The sequence below is a fragment of the Salinispora cortesiana genome (genome assembly GCF_000484695.1).
Lineage (GTDB): Bacteria > Actinomycetota > Actinomycetes > Mycobacteriales > Micromonosporaceae > Micromonospora > Micromonospora cortesiana.
Map to the genome: position 1 here is coordinate 25,838 of NZ_AXVR01000040.1, position 20,584 is coordinate 46,421.

A 20,584-nucleotide genomic window follows, 5' to 3' on the forward strand; every position below is an offset into this window, starting at 1 on the left:
CGGTCAGCCGGGGTGGGGAAGCATCGCGTGAACGCGGTGGGCCCGGGACGGCCGACGGGGAGGACGGCGGCGTCCGGGAACAGAGGCGAGGGGGTGGCACGACGGTGACGGGTATAACCGAACTCGCCGCGGTGTGGACGGCAACGACCGACGAACTCGCCGACGAGATCGTCTCCGCGCAGCAGCGGGCTTACCTGCGGCTGACCCGGCTCCGCGCCATCGTCGAGGACACCGCGCTCGTCTCCGTCCCAGACGCCTTCACCCGAGATGTCATCGAGTCCCGGCTCCGCCCGGCGATCACCGAGGCGCTCACCCGCCGACTGGGACGGCCCATCCAGGTAGCTGTCACGGTACGAACGCCGGAGGACGGCTCCGGCCGTCCGGCCGGCACCATCTACCACAGTGCCCCGAGCCCAGAAGTCGGCGGGCTACCCGGCGACACCACCGGTGATGCCGCGGGAGGCGGCCTGGACGACGGCGTGGACCAACGATTCCCGCTGATTCCCGGGCAGCCCCAGCCGGAGCGCCGCGCCGCGGTGCCCGCCGGTTCGTACGGCGAGCAGCCGACGCCGGTGTCCCGGGACGGCCAGGAGCCGTTGTTCAGCTCCGCCTTCACCGGACCGCCCCGAGGCGAGCGACGCGACGAGCAGGCCCGGCTCGGCCCGCCGGTGACCGAGCACCCGTTCGACGGCCGCTACCGAGCAGAGACGGCGGAGCAGCACGGGGGGACGCCACTGCCCCGGGAACTCGGCACCGACAGTGGGCCGGGGCGGGTGGACCACCACCGGCCCGGTGGCCGCGAGGATCGTCGGCTGCCAGCACCCGCCGACGGCGGTGGCAACCGGCTCAACCCGAAGTACATGTTCGAGACGTTCGTCATCGGTTCGTCCAACCGGTTCGCCCACGCGGCTTCGGTGGCGGTCGCCGAGTCGCCGGCGAAGGCGTACAACCCGCTGTTCATCTACGGCAGCTCGGGGCTGGGCAAGACGCACCTGCTGCACGCGATCGGCCACTACGCCACGACACTCGGCAACGCTAACTCGGTCCGGTACGTCTCGACCGAGGAGTTCACCAACGACTTCATCAACTCGCTGCGCGACGACAAGACCAGCGCCTTCCAGCGCCGGTACCGGGATGTCGACATCCTTCTGATCGACGACATCCAGTTCCTGGAGAACCGGGAGCGGACGCAGGAGGAGTTCTTCCACACCTTCAACACGCTGCACAACGCCAACAAGCAGATCGTGATCACCTCCGACCGGTCGCCGAAGCAGCTGGCGACCCTGGAGGACCGGTTGCGGACCCGGTTCGAGTGGGGTCTACTCGCCGACATCCAGCCGCCAGACCTGGAGACCCGGATCGCGATCCTGCAGAAGAAGGCCGCCCAGGAGCGGCTGTTCGCCCCGCCGGACGTACTCGAGTTCATCGCGTCCCGGGTATCGAACTCGATCCGAGAGCTCGAGGGTGCGCTGATCCGGGTCACCGCGTTCGCCAGCCTCACCCGGTCGTCGGTGGAGCTGTCGCTGGCCGAGGAGGTGCTGCGGGACTTCATTCCAGACGGCACCGGACCAGAGATCACCGCCGACCAGATCATGGTGGCGACCGCCGACTACTTCGGGGTGAGTCTGGAGGACCTGCGCGGGCACTCCCGCTCGCGGGTGCTCGTCAACGCCCGCCAGGTCGCCATGTACCTGTGCCGGGAGCTGACCGACCTGTCGCTGCCCCGAATCGGGCAGGCCTTCGGGGGGCGCGACCACACCACGGTCATGCACGCCGATCGCAAGATCCGCCAGCAGATGGCCGAACGGCGGTCGCTCTACAACCAGATCGCCGAGCTGACCAACCGGATCAAGCAGAACACCTGAAGCACCGGCCGAGCCGCTGAGCCACCCGCCGAACCGGCGCCAGCGGCGCTCCACCACCCCGCACGGACCGGACGATGGCCCCCGGACCCGGGCGAGGGGTCGAATCCGGGTGTCCCGTCGGCACCAAGTAACCCCGCTCGTTGTCCACAGCTTCCGCTCCCCTCGGTGGAGAACGTGGGCCGCCAACCCCTCGTTACCCACAGGCTGTGGAAAACCCTGGGGGTAGTGCTGTGGACGCTTGGGGATAACGATGTCGTTGTCCACCGGTGGCGGGCCGGGTGTGGACGGGCTGTTGAAGGTTCTGGGGATAACCCGGGTCGAGCTGCGAGCGGCAATCCACAGGCCTGGGGAAGAAGTCCGTGGATAACCGGTGGATAACCGGTGGACAACGGTGGACGGGCTGGGGGTAACTCTGGCCTGTGGATGACGTCCCAGGTTTTCCCCCGGCTTCTCCACAGGAAACCCACCGGTGCATTCCCCGGTTGACCTGCGTCAACGTGGGTTCTCCACAGTTTGCACAGGTGCGACGAAGACGATGAGTTAGATCTCTAAAGACAACAAAAACCAATCATCACCGTTGGACTTCCTGTGGATCGGGCCGCAGACCGCCGCTGCCGGTCAGCGGCACCTGGACACGCATGGGGTCGGACGTACCGCCGTTGCCCACGCGCCCTAAGGTGCCAGGAGAACCGGCACGCCCCGGCGGGTCGGCAGGCAGCGGTCGGCATGAGAGAGTTGGCGCTGACGTTGACGCGGAGGCATTGATGAAGTTCCGAGTAGAGCGCGACGCGCTCGCCGAGGCCGTGGCCTGGACCGCGAAGAGCCTGCCGAACCGGCCGTCGGTGCCGGTGCTCGCCGGAGTGCTGCTGCGGGTCACCGACGGCAACCTGCAGGTCTCTGGCTTCGACTACGAGGTCTCCAGCCAGGTGACCGTCGAGGTGCAGGGGGACGCCGACGGCGCGGCCCTGGTCTCCGGCCGGCTCCTCGCCGAAATCACCAAGGCGCTGCCGGCGAAGCCGGTCGACATCGCGGCGGTCGGTGCTCATCTCGAACTCGTCTGCGGCAGCGCCCGGTTCACCCTGCCCACCATGCCGGTCGAGGACTATCCCACGCTCCCGGAGATGCCGGTCAGCGCTGGCACCATCGACGCCGCCGCGTTCGCCGCCGCCGTCTCCCAGGTAGCCGTGGCAGCCGGCCGGGACGAGACCCTGCCGATGATGACCGGCGTCCGACTAGAGCTCTCCGGCGGCACGTTGGCCATGCTCGCCACCGACCGCTACCGCCTCGCCCTACGCGAGATCGAGTGGAACCCGGAAGACCCGGAGATCAGCCTCAACGCCCTGGTACCGGCCCGCACGCTGCACGACACCGCCAAGGCCCTCGGATCACTTGGCGGCCAGGTAACCATGGCGCTCTCCCAGGGAGCAGCGGGCGAGGGCATGATCGGGTTCGTCGGTGGCCCCCGCCGCACCACCAGTCGACTCCTCGACGGCGCCAACTACCCACCGGTGCGTTCCCTCTTCCCCGCCACCCACAACGCACAGGCCCAGGTGCCGGTCAGTGCGCTCATTGAGGTCGTCAAGCGAGTCGCGCTTGTCGCCGAACGCACCACTCCGGTGCTGTTGAGCTTCAGCGGCGACGGCCTGGTGGTCGAGGCCGGTGGCACCGAGGAGGCCCGGGCCAGCGAGGCGATGGAGGCCAGCTTCAGCGGTGATCCGCTGACCGTTGGCTTCAACCCGCAGTATTTGATCGACGGTCTCTCGAACATGGGGACCCAGTTCGCCGTTCTGTCGTTCGTTGACGCCTTCAAGCCGGCGGTGATTTCCCCCGTCGACGAGGATGGCGAGGTCGTGCCCGGGTACCGCTACCTCATCATGCCGATCCGCGTCTCCCGCTGATCGCACCGAGACGAACCACAACGCACGGAGGTACGGACAATGCAGCTCGGCCTGGTAGGGCTCGGCCGGATGGGCGGCAACATGCGTGAGCGGCTGCGTGCCGCCGGGCATGAGGTGATCGGCTACGACAACCAGGCCGAGCTGAGCGACGTCGCGAGCCTGGCGGAGATGGCGCAGAAGCTGGACGCGCCCCGCGCGGTGTGGGTCATGGTCCCCGCCGGCGTCACCGACGAGACCATCAACAAGGTGGCGGAGGCGCTCGACGCCGGCGACATCATCGTTGACGGTGGCAACTCGCGGTTCAGCGACGATGCCCCGCGCGCCGAGCGGCTGAACGAGCGCGGCATCGGGTATGTCGACGCCGGGGTTTCCGGTGGCGTCTGGGGCCGGCAGAACGGGTACGCCCTCATGGTCGGTGGTGCCCAGGAACACGTTGACCGGTTGATGCCGATCTTCGATGCGCTGAAGCCGGCCGGAGAGTTCGGCTTCGTGCACGCTGGTCCGGTCGGTGCCGGACACTACGCCAAGATGGTGCACAACGGCGTCGAGTACGGTCTCATGCACGCCTACGCTGAGGGCTACGAACTGCTGGCCAAGTCCGAGCTGGTCACCGATGTCCCCGGCGTCTTCAAATCCTGGCGGGAAGGCACGGTCGTCCGCTCCTGGCTGCTCGACCTTCTGGACCGTGCGCTCGATGAGGACCCGGAGCTGGCCGAGTTGAGCCCCTACACGGAGGACACCGGCGAGGGGCGGTGGACCGTGGACGAGGCGGTCCGACTCGCCGTTCCGATGAACGTCATCTCCGCCGCGCTCTTCGCCCGCTTCGCCTCCCGCCAGGACGACTCACCCGCGATGAAGGCCGTCGCCGCGCTGCGCCAGCAGTTCGGTGGGCACGCCGTTCGCAAGCGCTGACGGCCCCACCACCCGTGTACGTCCGCCGGCTGGAACTCGTTGACTTCCGCTCGTACGAGCGGATCGGCGTGGACCTCGAACCGGGGACGAACGTCCTGGTCGGTCCGAATGGGGTCGGCAAGACCAACCTGATCGAGGCGCTCGGCTACGTGGCGACCCTGGACTCACACCGGGTCGCCACGGACGCCCCGCTGGTTCGGATGGGTGCCGACGCGGGGATCATCCGCTGCACCGTGGTGCACGAGGGGCGGGAGCTGCTGGTCGAGTTGGAGATCGTTCCGGGGCGGGCCAACCGGGCCCGGCTCGGCCGATCCCCGGCCCGGCGGGCCCGGGACGTGCTTGGTGCCCTGCGGCTGGTGCTCTTCGCCCCGGAGGACCTGGAGTTGGTCCGGGGCGACCCGGCGCAGCGGCGCCGCTACCTCGACGATCTGCTGGTGCTCCGGCAGCCCCGGTTCGCCGGGGTGCGGGCCGACTACGAACGGGTGGTCCGGCAGCGGAACGCCCTGCTGCGCACCGCGTACCTGGCGCGCAAGACCGGCGGGACCCGCGGCGGCGACCTCTCCACACTCGCGGTCTGGGACGACCACCTCGCGCGGCACGGTGCCGAGTTGCTCGCCGGTCGGCTCGACCTCGTCGCCGCGCTCGCCCCCCACGTCACCCGGGCGTACGACGCGGTGGCCGCCGGTACGGGCGCGGCCGGCATCACGTACCGATCGTCGGTCGAATCGGTCAGCCCAACCGCTGACCGGGCGGAGCTGACCGCGGCGCTGAGCGACGCACTCGCCACCGGCCGGGCAGCCGAGATCGAGCGGGGGACCACCCTGGTCGGTCCGCACCGGGATGACCTCAACCTCACGCTGGGGCCGCTGCCCGCGAAGGGGTACGCCAGCCACGGCGAGTCTTGGTCGTTGGCGCTGGCGCTCCGGCTGGCCGGGTACGACCTGCTGCGCGCGGACGGGATCGAGCCGGTGCTGGTGCTAGACGATGTCTTCGCCGAGCTGGACACCGGCCGGCGGGACCGCCTCGCCGAGCTGGTCGGCGAGGCGAGCCAACTCCTGGTGACCTGCGCGGTGGCAGAAGATCTCCCCGCGCGTCTGCACGGGGCGCGATTCGATGTCCGCGAGGGGGAGGTAGAGCGTGTCGGATAAGGCGGAACCCGCAGCCGGACCCGGTGCGGCGGCGGCGACCGGCGCGGATGGGGCCGCCCCGCCAGCGGACACCGGGGCGGAGGCACCGGGCGGGGCGTCCGGGCCGCAACTCGCGCGGGCGGTGCTGGATGCGGCGAAGGCTCGCCGCCAGACAGCGCAGCCGCAGCGGCGCAGCCGCAGCGGTGGGGCGAGCGGTGGGGGGCGACGGCCGCGGGGCTACTCCGGCCCGGGACCGGACCCGCGCGACCCACAGCCGCTCGGCGCGGTGCTGGATCGGCTGGTGAAGGCCCGGGGCTGGCAGCAACCGGCGGCCGAGGCGACGGTCTTCGGCGCCTGGGAGCGGGTGGTCGGCCCGGACGTGGCCCAGAACAGTCGGCCGGTGAAGCTGGAAGGGGGTGAGCTGACCGTGGAGGCGCGCTCGACCGCCTGGGCCACCCAACTTCGGCTGCTCGCCGGCTCACTGCTGCAGCAGATCGCCCGCGAGGTGGGCCACAACGTCGTACGCCGGCTGCACATCCACGGTCCGGCCGCGCCGTCCTGGTCGCGTGGCCCTCGTCGGGTGCGGGGCCGCGGCCCCCGGGATACCTACGGCTGACCGGCCCGGCGGGGTGCCACCGACTCGGCGTAGACCGCGAAGCCCCGTTCGGCGCAGCGGCGGTAGAACGCGGCGAGGACGCTCAGCTCCGCGCAGGTGAAGGTCCACTGCGGCGCAGCTCCGCTGTCGTCGCGGAGCCGGTCCAGCCGGCCGTCCAGCCAACGCAGCTGCTGTTCGGCCAGGCGTCCGTCACCGAGCAGCGCGCGGAGCACCTCGCTGACGGTCTCGAAGGTGACTGCCTCCCCGATTGCTCGGTGCCGCGCCACGAACCGCTCGACTCCGTCGGCGATCCACCCGCAGCCGTCCGGGTCGATCACCGGATCCTCGTCCTCTTCCGAGTTTTCTGTGGCGTACAGCACATTCTCCAGGCCGAGGATCAGATCGACCAGCTCGGTGTAGGCGGTCGCCCGGACCGTGCCGGTCTTGGCGATCAGCTCGGCGAGCGCGGCGGTCGGTGCGGAGATCTGCGGCATGTCGACGATCTCGCCGAAGTCCACGAACTCCGCCGGCGCGACCGGGTCGTAGAAGCGGCCGGTCCGCGGCCAGTTCACCACGACGTTGTCCAGCCCCATCTGGTGTCACCTCTCAAGCCCATGTCCGTACGAACGGGTCGATCGTCCGGTTCCAGCCGGCAAAGATCAAGCCGGAGTTGATCGCGAGATGGACACATATTGGGCGGGGAGCATCACCGGCCGGTACGAGCCTACGGTCGGCTCGGTGCGCGTAGGGGGATTCGTGGACTGAGCGGTCGGCCGGCTATGAAGGTCTCAGCCGCCGCGCAAGGGGTGCCGAGTGGTGGATCTGTCGCCAACGCCCAGTAGGATTGGGCCTGAGACGAAGACCCGGTGCGGAGCGATGAAACCCGGGGCCAGGCCGGGCCCGAGATCATCGTTCCACATCAGGTCGAGCCGATCGCGATCCGCGGGCAACCGCGGCGGCCGGCGCGTTCGACCCCCAGCCCGGATCACTCTCCGGTGCCGGTCCGCGCGCCCGACGTCGCGTTCTGTCCGCCGAACCCCGTGACCGGTCGCGCCAGTGGCGTGGCCGACGCGAGAAAGTGGCCGAGGGTGGCAGCGCAGGACAAGCAGGAGTACGGCGCAGAGTCGATCACCGTTCTCGAAGGGTTGGAGGCGGTCCGTAAGCGCCCCGGTATGTACATCGGGTCCACCGGCGAACGCGGTCTGCACCACCTGGTGTGGGAGGTCGTGGACAACGCGGTGGACGAGGCGCTGGCCGGGCACTGCGACACCATCGACGTGGTGCTGCTCGCCGACGGTGGGGTTCGCGTCACCGACAACGGGCGTGGTTTCCCGGTCGACCCGCATCCGAAGCTCAAGAAGCCCGGCGTGGAGGTGGCGCTGACCGTGCTGCACGCTGGCGGCAAGTTTGACGGCAAGGCGTACGCCGTCTCCGGTGGCCTGCACGGCGTCGGTGTGTCGGTCGTGAACGCCCTCTCCACCCGGATGGCTGTCGAGATCCAGAAGGACGGCTACTTCTGGCGGCAGTCGTACACGGACTCGAAGCCGACGCCGCTGGAAAAGGGCGAGCCGACCGACGCCACCGGTTCGGCGGTCTCCTTCTGGCCCGATCCGACGGTCTTCGATACCGTTAGTTTCGACTTCCAGACCATCTACCGCCGGCTCCAGGAGATGGCCTTCCTCAGCCGGGGGCTGACCATCCACTTCCTCGACGAGCGAGTTGAGGAGGGCGATGACAGCAAGATGCGGGAGGTCACCTTCTGCTACCAGGGTGGCATCGCCGACTTCGTCCGGCACCTCAACGCCTCGAAGACCTCGATCCACAAGTCGGTGGTCGAGTTCGGCACCGACGAGGACGGCATGTCGGTCGAGATCGCCATGCAGTGGAACGAGTCGTATGGCGAGTCGGTCTACACCTTCGCCAACAACATCAACACGCACGAGGGCGGCACCCACGAGGAAGGCTTCCGGTCGGCGCTGACCAGCGTCATCAACCGGTACGGTACGGAGAAGCGGCTACTCAAGAGTGACGAGAAGCTCTCCGGGGAGGACATCCGGGAGGGGCTGGCGGCGATCATCTCGGTGAAGCTGACCAACCCGCAGTTCGAGGGGCAGACCAAGACCAAGCTGGGCAACACCCCGGTCAAGAGCTTCGTGCAGCGGGTCTGCAACGAGTGGCTGGTGGACTGGCTGGACCGTAACCCGGCCGAGGCGAAGGTCATCATCACCAAGGCCTCCCAGGCCGCGCGCGCCCGGGTCGCCGCCCAGCAGGCTCGCAAGCTGGCCCGCCGTAAGTCGTTGCTGGAGTCCGGCTCGATGCCGGGCAAGCTGGCCGACTGCCAGTCGACTGATCCCCGTGAGTGCGAGGTCTTCATCGTTGAGGGCGACTCGGCGGGCGGCTCCGCCAAGCAGGGACGCGACCCCCGGACGCAGGCGATCCTGCCGATCCGCGGCAAGATCCTCAATGTGGAGAAGGCGCGGATCGACCGAGTCCTGAAGAACAACGAGGTCCAGGCGCTGATCACCGCGCTCGGTACGGGTATCCACGACGACTTCGACATCGAGAAGCTGCGGTACCACAAGATTGTGTTGATGGCTGACGCGGACGTCGATGGTCAGCACATCCAGACGCTGCTGCTGACCCTGCTCTTCCGCTTCATGCGACCGCTGGTCGAGTTGGGGCACGTCTACCTGGCCGCGCCGCCGCTCTACAAGATCAAGTGGAACCGGAAGGGGGACGACGCGCAGTACGCGTACTCCGACCGAGAGCGGGACGGGCTGATCGCCCTGCGGCAGCAGAAGAAGCCCAACGCCAAGCCGGACGACATCCAGCGGTTCAAGGGGCTCGGCGAAATGAACTATCCCGAGCTCTGGGAGACCACGATGAATCCGGCTACCCGCACCCTGCGCCAGGTCACGCTCGACGACGCGGCGACCGCGGACGAGCTGTTCAGTGTGCTGATGGGGGAGGATGTCGAGGCTCGTCGCTCGTTTATCCAGCGTAACGCCAAGGACGTGCGGTTCCTGGACATCTGAGTCCACTCGGATCCGACCGGCCCGTCGTCTGCGGCGACCACGGCTATTCCACAGAGTTATCCACAGCCAGGCCGGTTTCCACAGCGGTTATCCACAGCACAAAAGCGACTCTGAGTCTGATAAGGGTTAACAAGTGACCGATACCCCCGAGTCCACACCCAACGAGCCCGACGCCCCCGAGACCGCCGGCGCCGTCGTGGCGCACGACCGGATCGAACCGGTCGGGCTCGAGGTGGAGATGCAGCGCTCCTACCTCGACTACGCCATGAGCGTGATCGTCGGGCGGGCGCTGCCGGACGTCCGGGACGGGCTGAAGCCGGTCCACCGCAAGATCCTCTACGCGATGTTCGACTCGGGGTACCGGCCCGACCGGGGGTACGTGAAGTGCTCCCGGGTGGTCGGCGACGTGATGGGCCAGTTCCACCCGCACGGCGACTCGGCGATCTACGACGCGCTGGTCCGGATGGCTCAGCCCTGGGCGCTGCGCTACCCGCTGGTGGACGGCAACGGCAACTTTGGCTCCCCGGGTAACGACCCGGCGGCGGCGATGCGGTACACCGAGTGCAAGCTCCAACCGCTGGCGATGGAGATGCTGCGGGACATCGACGAGGACACCGTCGACCTGCAGGACAACTACGACGGCCGGGCCAAGGAGCCCACGATCCTGCCGTCCCGAATCCCCAACCTGCTGGTCAACGGCTCCGAAGGCATCGCGGTCGGGATGGCCACCAAGATCCCCCCGCACAACCTGCGGGAGATCGGTGCGGCGGTGCAGTGGTGCCTGGAGCACCCGGAGGCCGACGAGGCGAGCACCCTGGAAGCCCTGTTGGGGATCGTTAAAGGGCCGGACTTCCCGACCCACGGCCTGATCGTCGGCCAGGCGGGGATTCAGGACGCGTACCGCACCGGTCGTGGCTCGATCCGGATGCGCGCCGTGGTCGAGGTCGAGGAGGACAAGCGGGGCCGGCCGGCGCTGGTGGTCAGTGAGCTGCCGTACCAGGTGAACCCCGACAACCTGGCCGAGCGGATCGCCGAGCTGATCAAGGAGGGGAAGCTCGGCGGAATCGCCGACATCCGGGACGAGTCCTCCGGCCGGACCGGCATGCGGCTGGTGCTGGTGCTCAAGCGCGACGCGGTCGCCAAGGTGGTACTGAACAACCTCTACAAGCACACCCAGCTGCAGGAGACCTTCGGCGCGAACATGCTGGCGCTGGTGGACGGTGTGCCGCGTACGCTCAACCTGGCCCAGTTTATCCGCTACTACGTCGATCACCAGATCGAGGTGATCCGCCGGCGGACCGCGTACCGGCTGCGTAAGGCCGAGGAGCGGGCGCACATCCTGCGGGGTCTGGCCAAGGCGCTGGACGCCCTCGACGAGGTGATCGCGCTGATCCGGCGCTCGCCGACGGTGGATGACGCGCGGCAGGGCCTGATCCGGTTGCTGGACATCGACGAGATCCAGGCAACCGCGATCCTGGACATGCAGCTGCGCCGGCTGGCCGCGCTGGAGCGGCAGCGGATCCTCGACGACCTGGCGAAGCTGGAGCTGGAGATCGCCGACTTCAAGGACATCCTGGCGAAGCCGGAGCGGCAGCGGCGAATCGTCTCGGAGGAGCTGGGCGAGATCGTCGCGAAGTGGGGCGACGACCGGCGCACCCAGATCATCCCGTTCGACGGCGAGGTCTCGATGGAGGACCTGATCGCCCGCGAGGATGTCGTGGTCACCATCACCCGAACCGGGTACGCGAAGCGCACCAAGGTGGACGCGTACCGCTCGCAGCGGCGGGGCGGTAAGGGGGTCAGCGGCGCCACGTTGCGGCAGGACGACATCGTCAGCCACTTCTTCGTGTGCTCGACGCACGACTGGATTTTGTTCTTCACCAACAAGGGCCGGGTGTACCGGGCCAAGGCGTACGAGCTCCCGGAAGCCAGTAGGGTGGCCAAGGGCCAGCACGTGGCCAATCTGCTCGCCTTCCAACCAGACGAGCAGATCGCACAGATCATCGAGATTTCCGACTACCAGGTCGCCCCCTACCTGGTTCTGGCCACAAAGAACGGAGTGGTAAAGAAGACGAGGCTCGAGGAGTTCGACTCCAACCGGTCCGGCGGCATCATCGCGATCAACCTGCGCGAGGACGACGAACTGGTCGGTGCCGCCCTGGTGGCGCCGGAGCAGGACCTCCTGCTGGTGTCGAAGAACGCCCTGGCGATCCGGTTCAACGCCTCCGACGAGGCGCTGCGGCCGATGGGGCGGGCTACCTCGGGCGTGATCGGGATGCGGTTCAGCGAGGACGACGAGTTGCTCGCGATGGAGGTCGTCCGGCACGGCTTGGACGTTCTGGTGGCCACCAACGGCGGTTACGCGAAACGTACTCCGATTGAGGAATACCCGGTCCAGGGCCGGGGAGGTAAGGGCGTGCTGACTGCGAAGATCACCGAGCGGCGCGGTGGTCTGGTCGGTGCTGTGGTGATCGACCCGGACGACGAGCTCTTCGCTATCACCAGTAACGGTGGTGTCATTCGGACTCCGGTGAAGCCTGTACGCCGTACGCGCGACCGGAACACAATGGGGGTCAAGCTGATGGACCTTCCGGATGGCGTAACCATCGTGGCGATTGCTCGCAATGCCGACGAGCCTGACGAACAGGACTAGTTGCATGACGGAGACACAGGCGAAGTCGGGGAACGCGGGGAACTCGGCTAACCCGGTCGACGAGGAGGGTGCCACGAGCGGTGCCCCAGCCGCCGGCCGTGCGGCAGTGGGTCGGGCCACCGTCCCCGCCGACGTGCCGGCCCCGAAATTCACCAGGGCTCCCGGGATGGCCCCGCCGCCGGACAAGCCGGCCAAGGAGCCGGAATCCAGCGAGGAGCCGGCTGAGGCCACGAAGGTCGAGACACCGCGCACCGAAGGTGCCGCCGCTGAGAAGGCCACCGGGGCCACCCCGCCGTCGGCCGCTGGCGGCGCTGGGCAGACCAGCACGGTCGCTGGGAGCGCGGCCGGTCTCGGGAGCGCGGCTGCCCTGGGTGGCGCGAACGGCATGCCCCGACTCGGTGAGACCGGAAGTCAACCGCGGATCACCGGGACCGCCCGTCCCCAGGCGAACTCCGCTGGCCGGCCCCAGGGCGGTGCCCTCCCGCCGGGAATCAGCGGGGTGGCGGCCATCGGGGCGGCACGCGTCGGTGAGGCGGTACGCGCCGCGCGTACCGCGGTCAGCTCTGCCGCGTCTCGCGGGCCGCGCCGGGCTCGGCTGAACCTGCGGCGGATCGACCCGTGGTCGGTGATGAAGTTCGCCTTCGCGGTGTCGGTGGTGATCTTCATCGTCGTCGTGGTCGCGACCTCGGTGCTGTACCTGGCGCTGGACGCGATGGGCGTGTTCGCCAGCGTCAACGACAGCCTGAGTGATCTGGTCAACGCGGGCGGTGGCCAGAGCGCCAACGGCTTCCAGATCACCGCCCGCGGCGTGATCCTGAGTTCTGCGTTGATCGGCCTGGTCAACGTCGTGTTGTTCACGGCCCTGGCAACGCTGGGCGCATTCGTCTACAACGTCTGCGCCGACCTGGTGGGCGGCATCGAGCTGACGCTCGCCGAGCGCGACTGAATACGGCAGCGTTACCCGGGTCGCCGCTGGTGACCCGGGTACCCGCACCCGCCGGTGCCGGGGAGCGGCCGGAGTCACCCCCGATTTTGGGGCGGCCAGGCCGATGGGTTAACCTTGCTCGTCGCAACACGGGGCTATAGCTCAGTCGGTTAGAGCGCAGAGCTGATAACTCTGAGGTCGCTGGTTCGATTCCAGCTAGCCCCACCTATACCGCTTCACCTGCATAAACGCCGGTACTCCACTCACGCGGAGGACCGAACGATGCTCAGAGACGACAGAGGTACGCGGCTTCCGGCCGATTCGCCTGCCCGCAACTGCGGGCAAGGTGGGGGTATGCCACGCCACCCACGTCCACGTGTGCCCGAGTGGGCACTTCCGTGGATCGAAAGCTTCACACTTCACCTGGAATCCGCAGGCAGGTCCCCCCTGACCGTTGAGCGATACACCGATTCGATCGGCTGGCTCGCCGGCTGGCTCGCGACCGACTCGCCGACGCTGCACGACTGGCACGAGACCGACCACAAGCACATCCGACGCTTTCTCCTGCACCTGCAAGACGCTGGATACTCCCGCAAGTACGTGCACAACATCGGCGGCGCGCTCCAGCAGTACTGGCGCTGGTTCGCAGCAGAGGAGGACGCCCCCAACCCGATGTCCAAGGTGGCAGTGCCCGCAGCGCCGAAGCTCGGCGAGACGCCTCCGCCGGTCATCGCTCAGGAGCAGCTATCACTGCTACTCAAGGACGCCGAGTCGGGCCGAGATTTTGAGTCTCGCCGTGATGCGGCGTTGATCCGGCTCTTCGCCGGTACCGGTGGCCGACTCGCCGAGATCGCAAGTTTGACGCTCGATGACCTCGCAGTCTCTAAGCGTGAGGCAACCGTTACTGGCAAGGGCGGCAAGACTCGTACTGTGCGCTACGACCATCGCTGTGCTGTAGCTATCGATAGATACCTCCGCGTCCGTGCCCGCCACAAGGCGGTCGTCGAGTGCGGAGCGACAGCCCTTTGGGTGGGCGTCCGGCGTCGAGGTGCCATGACCCCATCCGGCATCCGACAGGCGATAGAGCGGCGCGGCGCGCGGCTCGGCATCAGGCTCTGGCCCCATCTGTTTCGCCACACATTCGCCCATCGCTGGCTGGACGCTGGTGGTGCGGAGGGTGATCTGGAGGAGCTAGCGGGCTGGGAGTCGCCGCAGATGCTGCGTCACTACGGCCGGTCTGCCCGGTCCGCCAGAGCACGGCGAGCGTATGACCGGGTCGACGTAATGGGCGGAGTCTAGGAACGCGGTGGGGCCACCCAGGGTGGCCCCACGCAGCGGATCACCGAACGACCTTGAGTCGTCGTCGACGCCCGCGGCCCTCGTATACCGGCGCTGTCAGGCCATCGGCGTACCCGTTTACATACCCGGCGTCGTAGACCTGTCGGCGAATGTACCGAGCAGCTAGCAAGCTGGTAAAGCTGACCGTCGTTAGGGCAACCGCAGTGATGACCTGTCGGAACTGGGGTGTCGTGGCCTGGCGCATGGTGTGGTAGATGACCTCCGCTGAGTGTCGGACAGGGAACGTGAGTCGAACATATGTGCTACCCGGATGGCCAGGGCTCTCGTGGCGTGTCGTGGATGGGTCTGGGGCGGGGGTGCTGGCGCGCGACGGGCCCCGCCAGATCTTTACGGTCAGTCACTACTTGATCACCGATCCGGACCTAGTTTAATACCAGTTCCACAATCGACAAGCAATATTTGCGAGCGGGATTCGCATCTTTCGCGGCTTGTTGAATATCCGACACGCATAGACTGAGACGAAATCGGCCGGCTCCAGGAGTGCGGATGTACGGGAATTCGTACGGAGCGACGCGCCCGAGGTGACCACACGGCCGGGTGACGGCGTGACGTGGTGGGCGGGGAGTACCGTCGATGCTGGCGGCCCGCCGGGGTTGAGGCCGGCGGCCCGCCGCCCAGTCCTCAACCTGGGAGGCCAACATGGAGCCAAAGCACGACCTAATGCCGCCCGGTGGGCGGATCAAGCTCTATCGCAAACGGCGCGGGCTTACCCAGGAGGTGTGCGCCCAGCTCAAGGGCGTCAGCGTGGGCGCTTGGCGAAAGTGGGAATCCGGAGAGCGCTCAGTTAACAGCCTGGGCGACTGGATCGAGATTGCTCGGATCCTCAATGTTCGTGACCTCTACAAACTGACCGGTCATCCGCTCGGGGTGATGCCCGATGACCGGGCTGAACACGAATCGGTGCCGCCGCTGCGGGCGGCGATGACCGCCTACGCACCCGATGCCGACCAGCTATCGAACCTCGCTGAGCTGCGGTCAGCAGTCCGGCTGGCGTGGACGACGTGGTACCAGTCGCGGCAACGCTACACCTACACCAGCCCGGTCCTGCCGGGCCTGGTACACGCATCCCGGGCCGCGGTCGCCAGCCTTGACGGCAAGGAGCGACGGCAAGCACAGCGGGTCGCGGCCGACCTGTACCTACTCGTCCGCGCGTTTGCGAAGAGGGTCGGCGCTCAAGATCTTGCGGTGATCGCTGCTGATCGGGCCCTGACAGCCGCGTACGAAGCCGATGATCCTGCCTATCGGGCATCCGCAGCGTGGAACATGGGCCAGGTGCTCTCCAACCGAGGGCATACCGAAGATTCGGTAGACATGTGCCAGCAGGCCATCGCCGACCTGCAACGCAGCACCGATGACGATCCGGTTCGCCTCGCGGCCCTCGGTGGACTGCACCTGCTGCTGTCCATCCAGTACGCCCGCCTGCGAGACGAGCGACGGACACTCGACGTGCTCGACCGGGCCGACGCGCTCGCGGCCCGAACCGGGGAGACAGAGCACCACTTCATCTTTTTCGGTCCGACCAACGCGGCCATCCACCGCGCTGCCGCAACGCTGGAACTATCCCGACCAGGGGAGGCCGCGCGGATCGCGGAACGGATCGATATTGGCCGGTCGCCGTCAATTGAGCGTAGGCACTCCCACTTCACGCACCTCGCACGGGCGTACGCCAGCAAGCGCGATGACTACGCTGCGATCCACATGCTGCAACGCGCGCACCGGGAGTCCCCCGAGGAGTCCTCGCTGAATCTGCTGATGCGGGCGACGGTCCGGGAGCTGCTGACCAGGGAAACTGCTACTAATCGGGATGAACTGCGCAGCCTCGCAGAGCTGGTGGGTGTGGTCTGAAGTACCCCGCTACGGGGTAGTCCCCCACACCGTGAGAGCCGCAGCGTAATAGCACGCCTACCTTCTGTTGCGGCACGGCTGGTTCGGCCCCCCGTCCGAATCAGCCGTGCACGACAGATCGGGTAGGGGCGGTTGCAGCCGAAAGGGCGGACGCCTCACCCACCGTCGAGGGTGAGGGAGCACGCGCATGATTCGGCTATTCCGTCGACTCCGCCGCCGGCCCGCACGGCTGGACGCCACCGGTCCCGCCACGGTGTATTCGGCGCGGGCCGGTGCCTACCGCCCGCTGTGGGACCAGCCGACGGTGATCCTCGATCATCGGCCGTTGATGACCCGGTTGGCCCGACAGCGGGCCTGCCGCCGGTGATGGCCACCCACGCCCGGCCCAGCCCGGGCAGCCTGTCGACGGTGCAGCTTCGCAACCGGATGATCCTGTCCGCCCGTCGGATCATCACCGAGCACTGGCCGCGGGTGGACCGGTGCCCGATCTGCCGGTCCGCATGGCCGTGTCCGCCCACCGAGACCGCCTACGACTACCTCGCCACGGTCGGGCAGGACAACTGGGCGCCCCCGCTGGATGCGCAGGGCCGGCGATCGTGTGCCGATGCCAGCGCCTGAACCCCCCGAACCGCCGACGGCTAGGGAGAAGCTGATTACCGCGCTGGTGTTGGTGATCGTGGTTACCGCCGTGGTGATCGGGCAGTTCAGGTGATCGCCCAGTCCGCAAGCACCGGGCTGAGTGCGGGGGCCACTCTGACCCTGGACCGACACGCCTCTCCGCAGTTCGTTCACCCGGTCACGGTCCGGGTGATCCGGGTCCTCGATCGGCCGACCTACCCCGGGTGGGCGTGGGTGGAGGGCTACGAGTTGGACAGACCGGACGGCCAGGCGGTCTGGAAACGGCAACTTTTCATCAAACTTGGAGGACGCGATGGGCGATAGTCAGAACCTGATCGATCACTACGTGCATAGCTACGACGAAGGCGGTCGTCTGGAGGCGACCATTCGGGGTCGGCTGGAGGCGGCCCGGTTGCACGAGCTGCTGGACCGCTACCTGCCGTCGGCACCCTGTCGAGTCGCCGACATCGGGGGTGGACCGGGCGCGCACGCAGTGTGGATGCAGGGTCAGGGCCACGCGGTCGAACTGCTTGACCCAGTGGCCCATCATGTCGAGCAAGCTCGCAATGCGGGGGTGTCGGCGGTTGTCGGCGATGCTCGAAGCCTGCCCTGGGATGGAACTTCGTTCGACGCCGCACTTCTGGCGGGGCCGTTGTACCACCTGACGGACTTGCGGGAGCGGCGGGTGGCGTTGGCCGAGGCGGTGCGGGTGACCCGACCCGGCGGCCTGGTGGCGGTGGTGGCTCTGGGGCGACACGCGAACCTTTTCGGCGCGGCCATTGCCGGGCAACTCATTCAGCGTCGGCCTATCGTTGAGGACATCCAGCGAGAGGGATGGAGCCGCCGCAACGACCGGTGGCCGGCAGCAACCTATTACCACACCGTTGACGGTCTACGCGATGAGCTGACTGGGGCGGGGTTACAGATAGTCAATGTGCACGGGGTCGGTGGGCCGGGCGGGTGGCTTGCGGTTGCAGTTGACCGGTACGAATTGGACGACACGGGAGTGGCCGACATGGTGCTAGCCGCCCAGATGGCGGACGACCAGTGTCCCGAGCTGATCCACGCCAGCGCTAACCTGCTCGCGGTCGGCAGGGTCCCGCAAGTAGGTGCACTGTGACCGCCAGGTCGGCTCGTGCGGTAGCCGAGTACGCCGCCCACGGCTGGCCGGCACAACCACGCCGCTGGGGGACTGCGTTGCAGGCATCGCGGTTCGACGTACTGGAGATCTCCTCACCGATTGGGGCGATAATCCACCACCGGCTGCTCACCCGGGTACCTACTGCCACCATCCGTCCGCCGTGGTGGTCGATGCTGCTGGGCCCGGCCAGCGTGGCGGATCGGATGCGTTGGATGTTCGTGTTCGCTGCCGACTTTCTGGACCCTGACCAGGTCGCCCGGGATGGTGGGCGGCTGCACCATGGGGCGGATGCCTGGGTGCCAGCACCGCCGGGGCTTACCCCTGATGGGTTGACGGTCGGCTGGGTAGTGCCGCCTGCTCAGGCGCACTGGCGTCCGTACCGGCCGGACGGGGTTTTTGACAGTCTCGGTTGGCTGCTGCGCTCCCGTGTCACGCAATGACGCCTGTTGTCCCGAGCCCTGAGGCCAGTGCCGCCGCCCGTTGGTGGGCCAACGAGCTCGCCACCGGCACAGCGATGCTACGGCGGCGCTTCACTGCCGCCCAGGCCGACCGGTTCGCCGCCGCTCTGGCCGAGCTGATCGATCAGCGCCTCGGCAGGCAGGCGCCTCAGCAGGGCTCCGCGGTGACGATCGATTGCGACTACCGGCTGCACCCGTTGCTGGCCGACGCGGCGTGGCGGTCCGGTCTGTTGGTGAGCATGTATGACCTGCCGATGCGGACATACATGTGGATCACCCCTGGTCGAGTGGCGGTATCCGAGGGCAGGGCCCCCGAGGAGATTGTCTGGGCGGCGTGACCAGCTTGACCCCTCCGGCGGGCACTGCGGTTGCCGGGAGCCGGGCTGCGGCCCTGGCCAGCGCGTGTCACGGCGGCCCGGTTTGACGGCCGGTCGTACGGTGCGGTAGTGACCCGCACACCGATCGTGATCACTGCTGTGGCGGCAGCCCACCGACGAGGGGAGCGATGGTGCGCCGGGACGTAGCTGCATCCTTGATTGGCGTCCTCGTCGGCCTGGCGCTCAGTTGGCTAGTCCTAGCCACCTCCCAGGCATCCCAGGGCAGCAACAGCACGGATCCCGTGACTTGGGGTCCTCAGGAGCCGACCCCGGCAGCGCAGACCACAGTGTTTGGTGTGGTAGCGCTCATGTGGTCCGCCGGATGCAACGGCGGAGAGCAGATCGCACTCGATCCGGGACGGTACGAGATGGGCACCTGCACCCTGGACACCGGGGATGAGGTGACGGTTGCCGTGTTCGCTCCGGGGGCCCAGTCCGGGTGGGTGGAGTCAATGCGGCAGTTCGGGGCGGTTGTGGTGGAGGGCGATCGGTGGGCGGTCGCCAGCCTGACCGCCACCGCCCCAGCGGAGTTTGCCGCCGCAGTCCCAAACTGACCACGCCAGCACGAAGCGCCCCGCCTGGCCTCACGGCCGGGCGGGGCGCTTGTTTTTGCTGCATCACCCACCTCCTAAACTCTTGCCTACGGCAAGGGTTTTTGTTAGGATTTCCTTGACAGGAACAAGGGGAGGGGGTGAGACTAGATGAGTAACCGGATGGACCAGATCGTCGCAGCGGCGGCACGGCAGGGCTTCAGCGTCCGCCAAACCCGCACCGGGACGTGGATCTTCAGCAAGGGGATCACGACCCTGACGTTCGAGCACACGCCACACACTTCCAAGCAGTGGATGGACCTGCTCAACGCGCTACGCGGCGCTGGACTGCGGTTCCCCGCCCACCGGCGGTAACCGCGAAGGGGGGCCGCGTAGCGGCGCGGCCCCCCACCCCATCCGGATCCGACAGGAACAAGGGGATGGAGGAATCCAGTATGACACCCCAGCAGTGGCACGCCGCCGTAACCATTCGCCGCTGGAGCACGCAGCCCACCGACGATCAGCTCGCCGAGATCACCCGCGTCCTGCCCGGCTACGGCATCATCGTTGACACCGGCGTTGACCGGGTGCGCCTGGAGATGACCATCGAGGCGACCACCGTCCGCCAAGCCGCCGACGCGGCCGTCCGCGCGGCCCGCACCGCGCACAGCCAGGCAATCGGCAGCGCACCCGAGGTCACCGCCCTACGCGTCATCACCGCCGAGGACCACGAACGGGAGATCTCCCGACCACACCCGATGAGCCTCGTTGGCAACGCCGAGATCGCCCGCATCCTCAACGTGTCACGGCAGCGGGTCGAACAGCTCGCCCGGGAGAACGAGGCGTTCCCGGCCCCGGTCGCCCGGCTGGCCGCTGGTCCCGTATACACCCGGGGCAGCATCGACGCGTTCAACACCGGCTGGCAACGCAAGCCAGGCCGACCGAAGACAACCTAGACACCACAACGCCCCGCCCGGCCGTAAGGCCAGGCGGGGCGCTTTCGATGTCAGTCGACACCCGTCCAGGTCGCGAGGTGAATCCATGCCAGGGCGCGTTTTTGTCGTGCACTATTAGAGTTTGTGTCGTACACTAATTGCATGACGCAGACGACCGCGGACACCGTCACCTACTGGCACATCGCCGACGCCAGCTACGATGGCGGCCCGCTGATCTGCCGTGACTTCCTGGAACGCGCCGGCAACGCGCCGGCATGGAAGTGGGGCGACGACGCCCCCGACGGGTTCGA

General features: G+C 67.9%; 18 protein-coding genes, 1 tRNA gene and 1 pseudogene. 19 read left to right on the forward strand and 1 reads right to left on the reverse strand.

Going from position 1 to position 20,584, the window contains the following annotated elements; genetic code table 11:
- The first annotated feature begins 104 nt into the window (after positions 1 to 104).
- The 5 genes and pseudogenes from dnaA to K228_RS0117205 all read left to right on the forward strand — a co-directional run bounded on the left by dnaA (position 105) and on the right by K228_RS0117205 (position 6,418).
- The gene (dnaA, locus tag K228_RS0117185) at positions 105 to 1,865 is read left to right on the forward strand and encodes a chromosomal replication initiator protein DnaA (protein WP_025619546.1); all 1,761 of its coding nucleotides are present in this window, start codon (positions 105 to 107) and stop codon (positions 1,863 to 1,865) included.
- 764 nt (positions 1,866 to 2,629) lie between these two features.
- Complete coding sequence (gene dnaN, locus K228_RS0117190) at positions 2,630 to 3,763, forward strand: DNA polymerase III subunit beta (RefSeq protein ID WP_025619547.1); 1,134 nt, start codon at positions 2,630 to 2,632, stop codon at positions 3,761 to 3,763.
- Between the two features lie 21 nt (positions 3,764 to 3,784).
- Positions 3,785 to 4,675: pseudogene (gene gnd, locus K228_RS0117195) on the forward strand (phosphogluconate dehydrogenase (NAD(+)-dependent, decarboxylating)); the annotation flags it as partial.
- Positions 4,676 to 4,689: 14 nt separating this feature from the next.
- Complete coding sequence (gene recF / locus K228_RS0117200) at positions 4,690 to 5,823, forward strand: DNA replication/repair protein RecF (protein WP_025619549.1); 1,134 nt, start codon at positions 4,690 to 4,692, stop codon at positions 5,821 to 5,823.
- The gene (locus K228_RS0117205) at positions 5,813 to 6,418 is read left to right on the forward strand and encodes a DciA family protein (protein WP_025619550.1); all 606 of its coding nucleotides are present in this window, start codon (positions 5,813 to 5,815) and stop codon (positions 6,416 to 6,418) included. The genes recF and K228_RS0117205 overlap by 11 nt, the downstream gene beginning before the upstream one ends.
- On the opposite strand, the gene K228_RS0117210 is transcribed toward K228_RS0117205, so the two are convergent.
- The gene (locus K228_RS0117210; protein ID WP_025619551.1) at positions 6,409 to 6,990 is read right to left on the reverse strand and encodes a hypothetical protein; all 582 of its coding nucleotides are present in this window, start codon (positions 6,988 to 6,990) and stop codon (positions 6,409 to 6,411) included. The two genes, K228_RS0117205 and K228_RS0117210, sit on opposite strands and share 10 nt — an antisense overlap.
- A gap of 495 nt (positions 6,991 to 7,485) precedes the next feature.
- On the opposite strand from K228_RS0117210, the gene gyrB reads away from it, so the two are divergent.
- The 14 genes from gyrB (at position 7,486) to K228_RS0117290 (ending at position 20,294) form a co-directional block, all read left to right on the forward strand.
- Positions 7,486 to 9,432, forward strand: coding sequence for a DNA topoisomerase (ATP-hydrolyzing) subunit B (gyrB, locus tag K228_RS0117215; RefSeq protein WP_025619552.1), 1,947 nt, complete (start codon positions 7,486 to 7,488; stop codon positions 9,430 to 9,432).
- Positions 9,433 to 9,565: 133 nt separating this feature from the next.
- The gene (gene gyrA / locus K228_RS0117220) at positions 9,566 to 12,085 is read left to right on the forward strand and encodes a DNA gyrase subunit A (protein ID WP_025619553.1); all 2,520 of its coding nucleotides are present in this window, start codon (positions 9,566 to 9,568) and stop codon (positions 12,083 to 12,085) included.
- 4 nt (positions 12,086 to 12,089) lie between these two features.
- Entirely contained in the window at positions 12,090 to 13,031 is a 942-nt protein-coding gene (locus K228_RS0117225; protein ID WP_025619554.1) for a DUF3566 domain-containing protein, read from the forward strand.
- Positions 13,032 to 13,161: 130 nt separating this feature from the next.
- Positions 13,162 to 13,235 (forward strand) — tRNA-Ile (locus K228_RS0117230).
- Positions 13,236 to 13,364: 129 nt separating this feature from the next.
- Entirely contained in the window at positions 13,365 to 14,309 is a 945-nt protein-coding gene (locus tag K228_RS0117235) for a tyrosine-type recombinase/integrase (protein WP_025619555.1), read from the forward strand.
- Positions 14,310 to 15,008: 699 nt separating this feature from the next.
- Entirely contained in the window at positions 15,009 to 16,214 is a 1,206-nt protein-coding gene (locus tag K228_RS0117240) for a helix-turn-helix domain-containing protein (RefSeq protein ID WP_080671626.1), read from the forward strand.
- 187 nt (positions 16,215 to 16,401) lie between these two features.
- Positions 16,402 to 16,581: a hypothetical protein gene (locus K228_RS0117245; RefSeq protein WP_025619557.1), complete on the forward strand. Its 180-nt coding sequence runs from the start codon at positions 16,402 to 16,404 to the stop codon at positions 16,579 to 16,581.
- Positions 16,581 to 16,832: a hypothetical protein gene (locus K228_RS0117250; RefSeq protein ID WP_025619558.1), complete on the forward strand. Its 252-nt coding sequence runs from the start codon at positions 16,581 to 16,583 to the stop codon at positions 16,830 to 16,832. Before K228_RS0117245 ends, K228_RS0117250 begins: the two co-directional genes overlap by 1 nt.
- 313 nt (positions 16,833 to 17,145) lie before the next feature.
- Entirely contained in the window at positions 17,146 to 17,952 is an 807-nt protein-coding gene (locus tag K228_RS0117265) for a class I SAM-dependent methyltransferase (RefSeq protein WP_025619560.1), read from the forward strand.
- Entirely contained in the window at positions 17,949 to 18,413 is a 465-nt protein-coding gene (locus K228_RS0117270; RefSeq protein WP_025619561.1) for a hypothetical protein, read from the forward strand. Before K228_RS0117265 ends, K228_RS0117270 begins: the two co-directional genes overlap by 4 nt.
- Positions 18,410 to 18,769, forward strand: coding sequence for a hypothetical protein (locus K228_RS0117275; protein ID WP_245603500.1), 360 nt, complete (start codon positions 18,410 to 18,412; stop codon positions 18,767 to 18,769). Before K228_RS0117270 ends, K228_RS0117275 begins: the two co-directional genes overlap by 4 nt.
- 167 nt (positions 18,770 to 18,936) lie before the next feature.
- Complete coding sequence (locus tag K228_RS28400; RefSeq protein WP_155244782.1) at positions 18,937 to 19,362, forward strand: hypothetical protein; 426 nt, start codon at positions 18,937 to 18,939, stop codon at positions 19,360 to 19,362.
- 147 nt (positions 19,363 to 19,509) lie between these two features.
- The gene (locus K228_RS0117285; protein WP_025619563.1) at positions 19,510 to 19,713 is read left to right on the forward strand and encodes a hypothetical protein; all 204 of its coding nucleotides are present in this window, start codon (positions 19,510 to 19,512) and stop codon (positions 19,711 to 19,713) included.
- A gap of 80 nt (positions 19,714 to 19,793) precedes the next feature.
- A complete protein-coding gene (locus K228_RS0117290; protein ID WP_025619564.1) occupies positions 19,794 to 20,294 on the forward strand; it encodes a hypothetical protein in 501 nt (166 codons plus the stop codon).
- The last annotated feature ends 290 nt before the right edge of the window (positions 20,295 to 20,584 follow it).

What these genes read in the sequence shown, in the direction of transcription:
- K228_RS28400 (WP_155244782.1), top strand. Translation starts at nt 18,937, where the DNA reads ATGGTGCGCCGGGACGTAGCTGCATCCTTGATTGGCGTCCTCGTCGGC.
- K228_RS0117275 (WP_245603500.1), top strand. Translation starts at nt 18,410, where the DNA reads ATGACGCCTGTTGTCCCGAGCCCTGAGGCCAGTGCCGCCGCCCGTTGG.
- K228_RS0117235 (WP_025619555.1), top strand. Translation starts at nt 13,365, where the DNA reads ATGCCACGCCACCCACGTCCACGTGTGCCCGAGTGGGCACTTCCGTGG.
- K228_RS0117290 (WP_025619564.1), top strand. Translation starts at nt 19,794, where the DNA reads ATGACACCCCAGCAGTGGCACGCCGCCGTAACCATTCGCCGCTGGAGC.
- K228_RS0117265 (WP_025619560.1), top strand. Translation starts at nt 17,146, where the DNA reads ATGGGCGATAGTCAGAACCTGATCGATCACTACGTGCATAGCTACGAC.
- K228_RS0117245 (WP_025619557.1), top strand. Translation starts at nt 16,402, where the DNA reads ATGATTCGGCTATTCCGTCGACTCCGCCGCCGGCCCGCACGGCTGGAC.
- K228_RS0117250 (WP_025619558.1), top strand. Translation starts at nt 16,581, where the DNA reads ATGGCCACCCACGCCCGGCCCAGCCCGGGCAGCCTGTCGACGGTGCAG.
- K228_RS0117240 (WP_080671626.1), top strand. Translation starts at nt 15,009, where the DNA reads ATGGAGCCAAAGCACGACCTAATGCCGCCCGGTGGGCGGATCAAGCTC.
- K228_RS0117210 (WP_025619551.1), bottom strand. Translation starts at nt 6,990, where the DNA reads ATGGGGCTGGACAACGTCGTGGTGAACTGGCCGCGGACCGGCCGCTTC.
- dnaN (WP_025619547.1), top strand. Translation starts at nt 2,630, where the DNA reads ATGAAGTTCCGAGTAGAGCGCGACGCGCTCGCCGAGGCCGTGGCCTGG.
- K228_RS0117225 (WP_025619554.1), top strand. Translation starts at nt 12,090, where the DNA reads ATGACGGAGACACAGGCGAAGTCGGGGAACGCGGGGAACTCGGCTAAC.
- K228_RS0117285 (WP_025619563.1), top strand. Translation starts at nt 19,510, where the DNA reads ATGAGTAACCGGATGGACCAGATCGTCGCAGCGGCGGCACGGCAGGGC.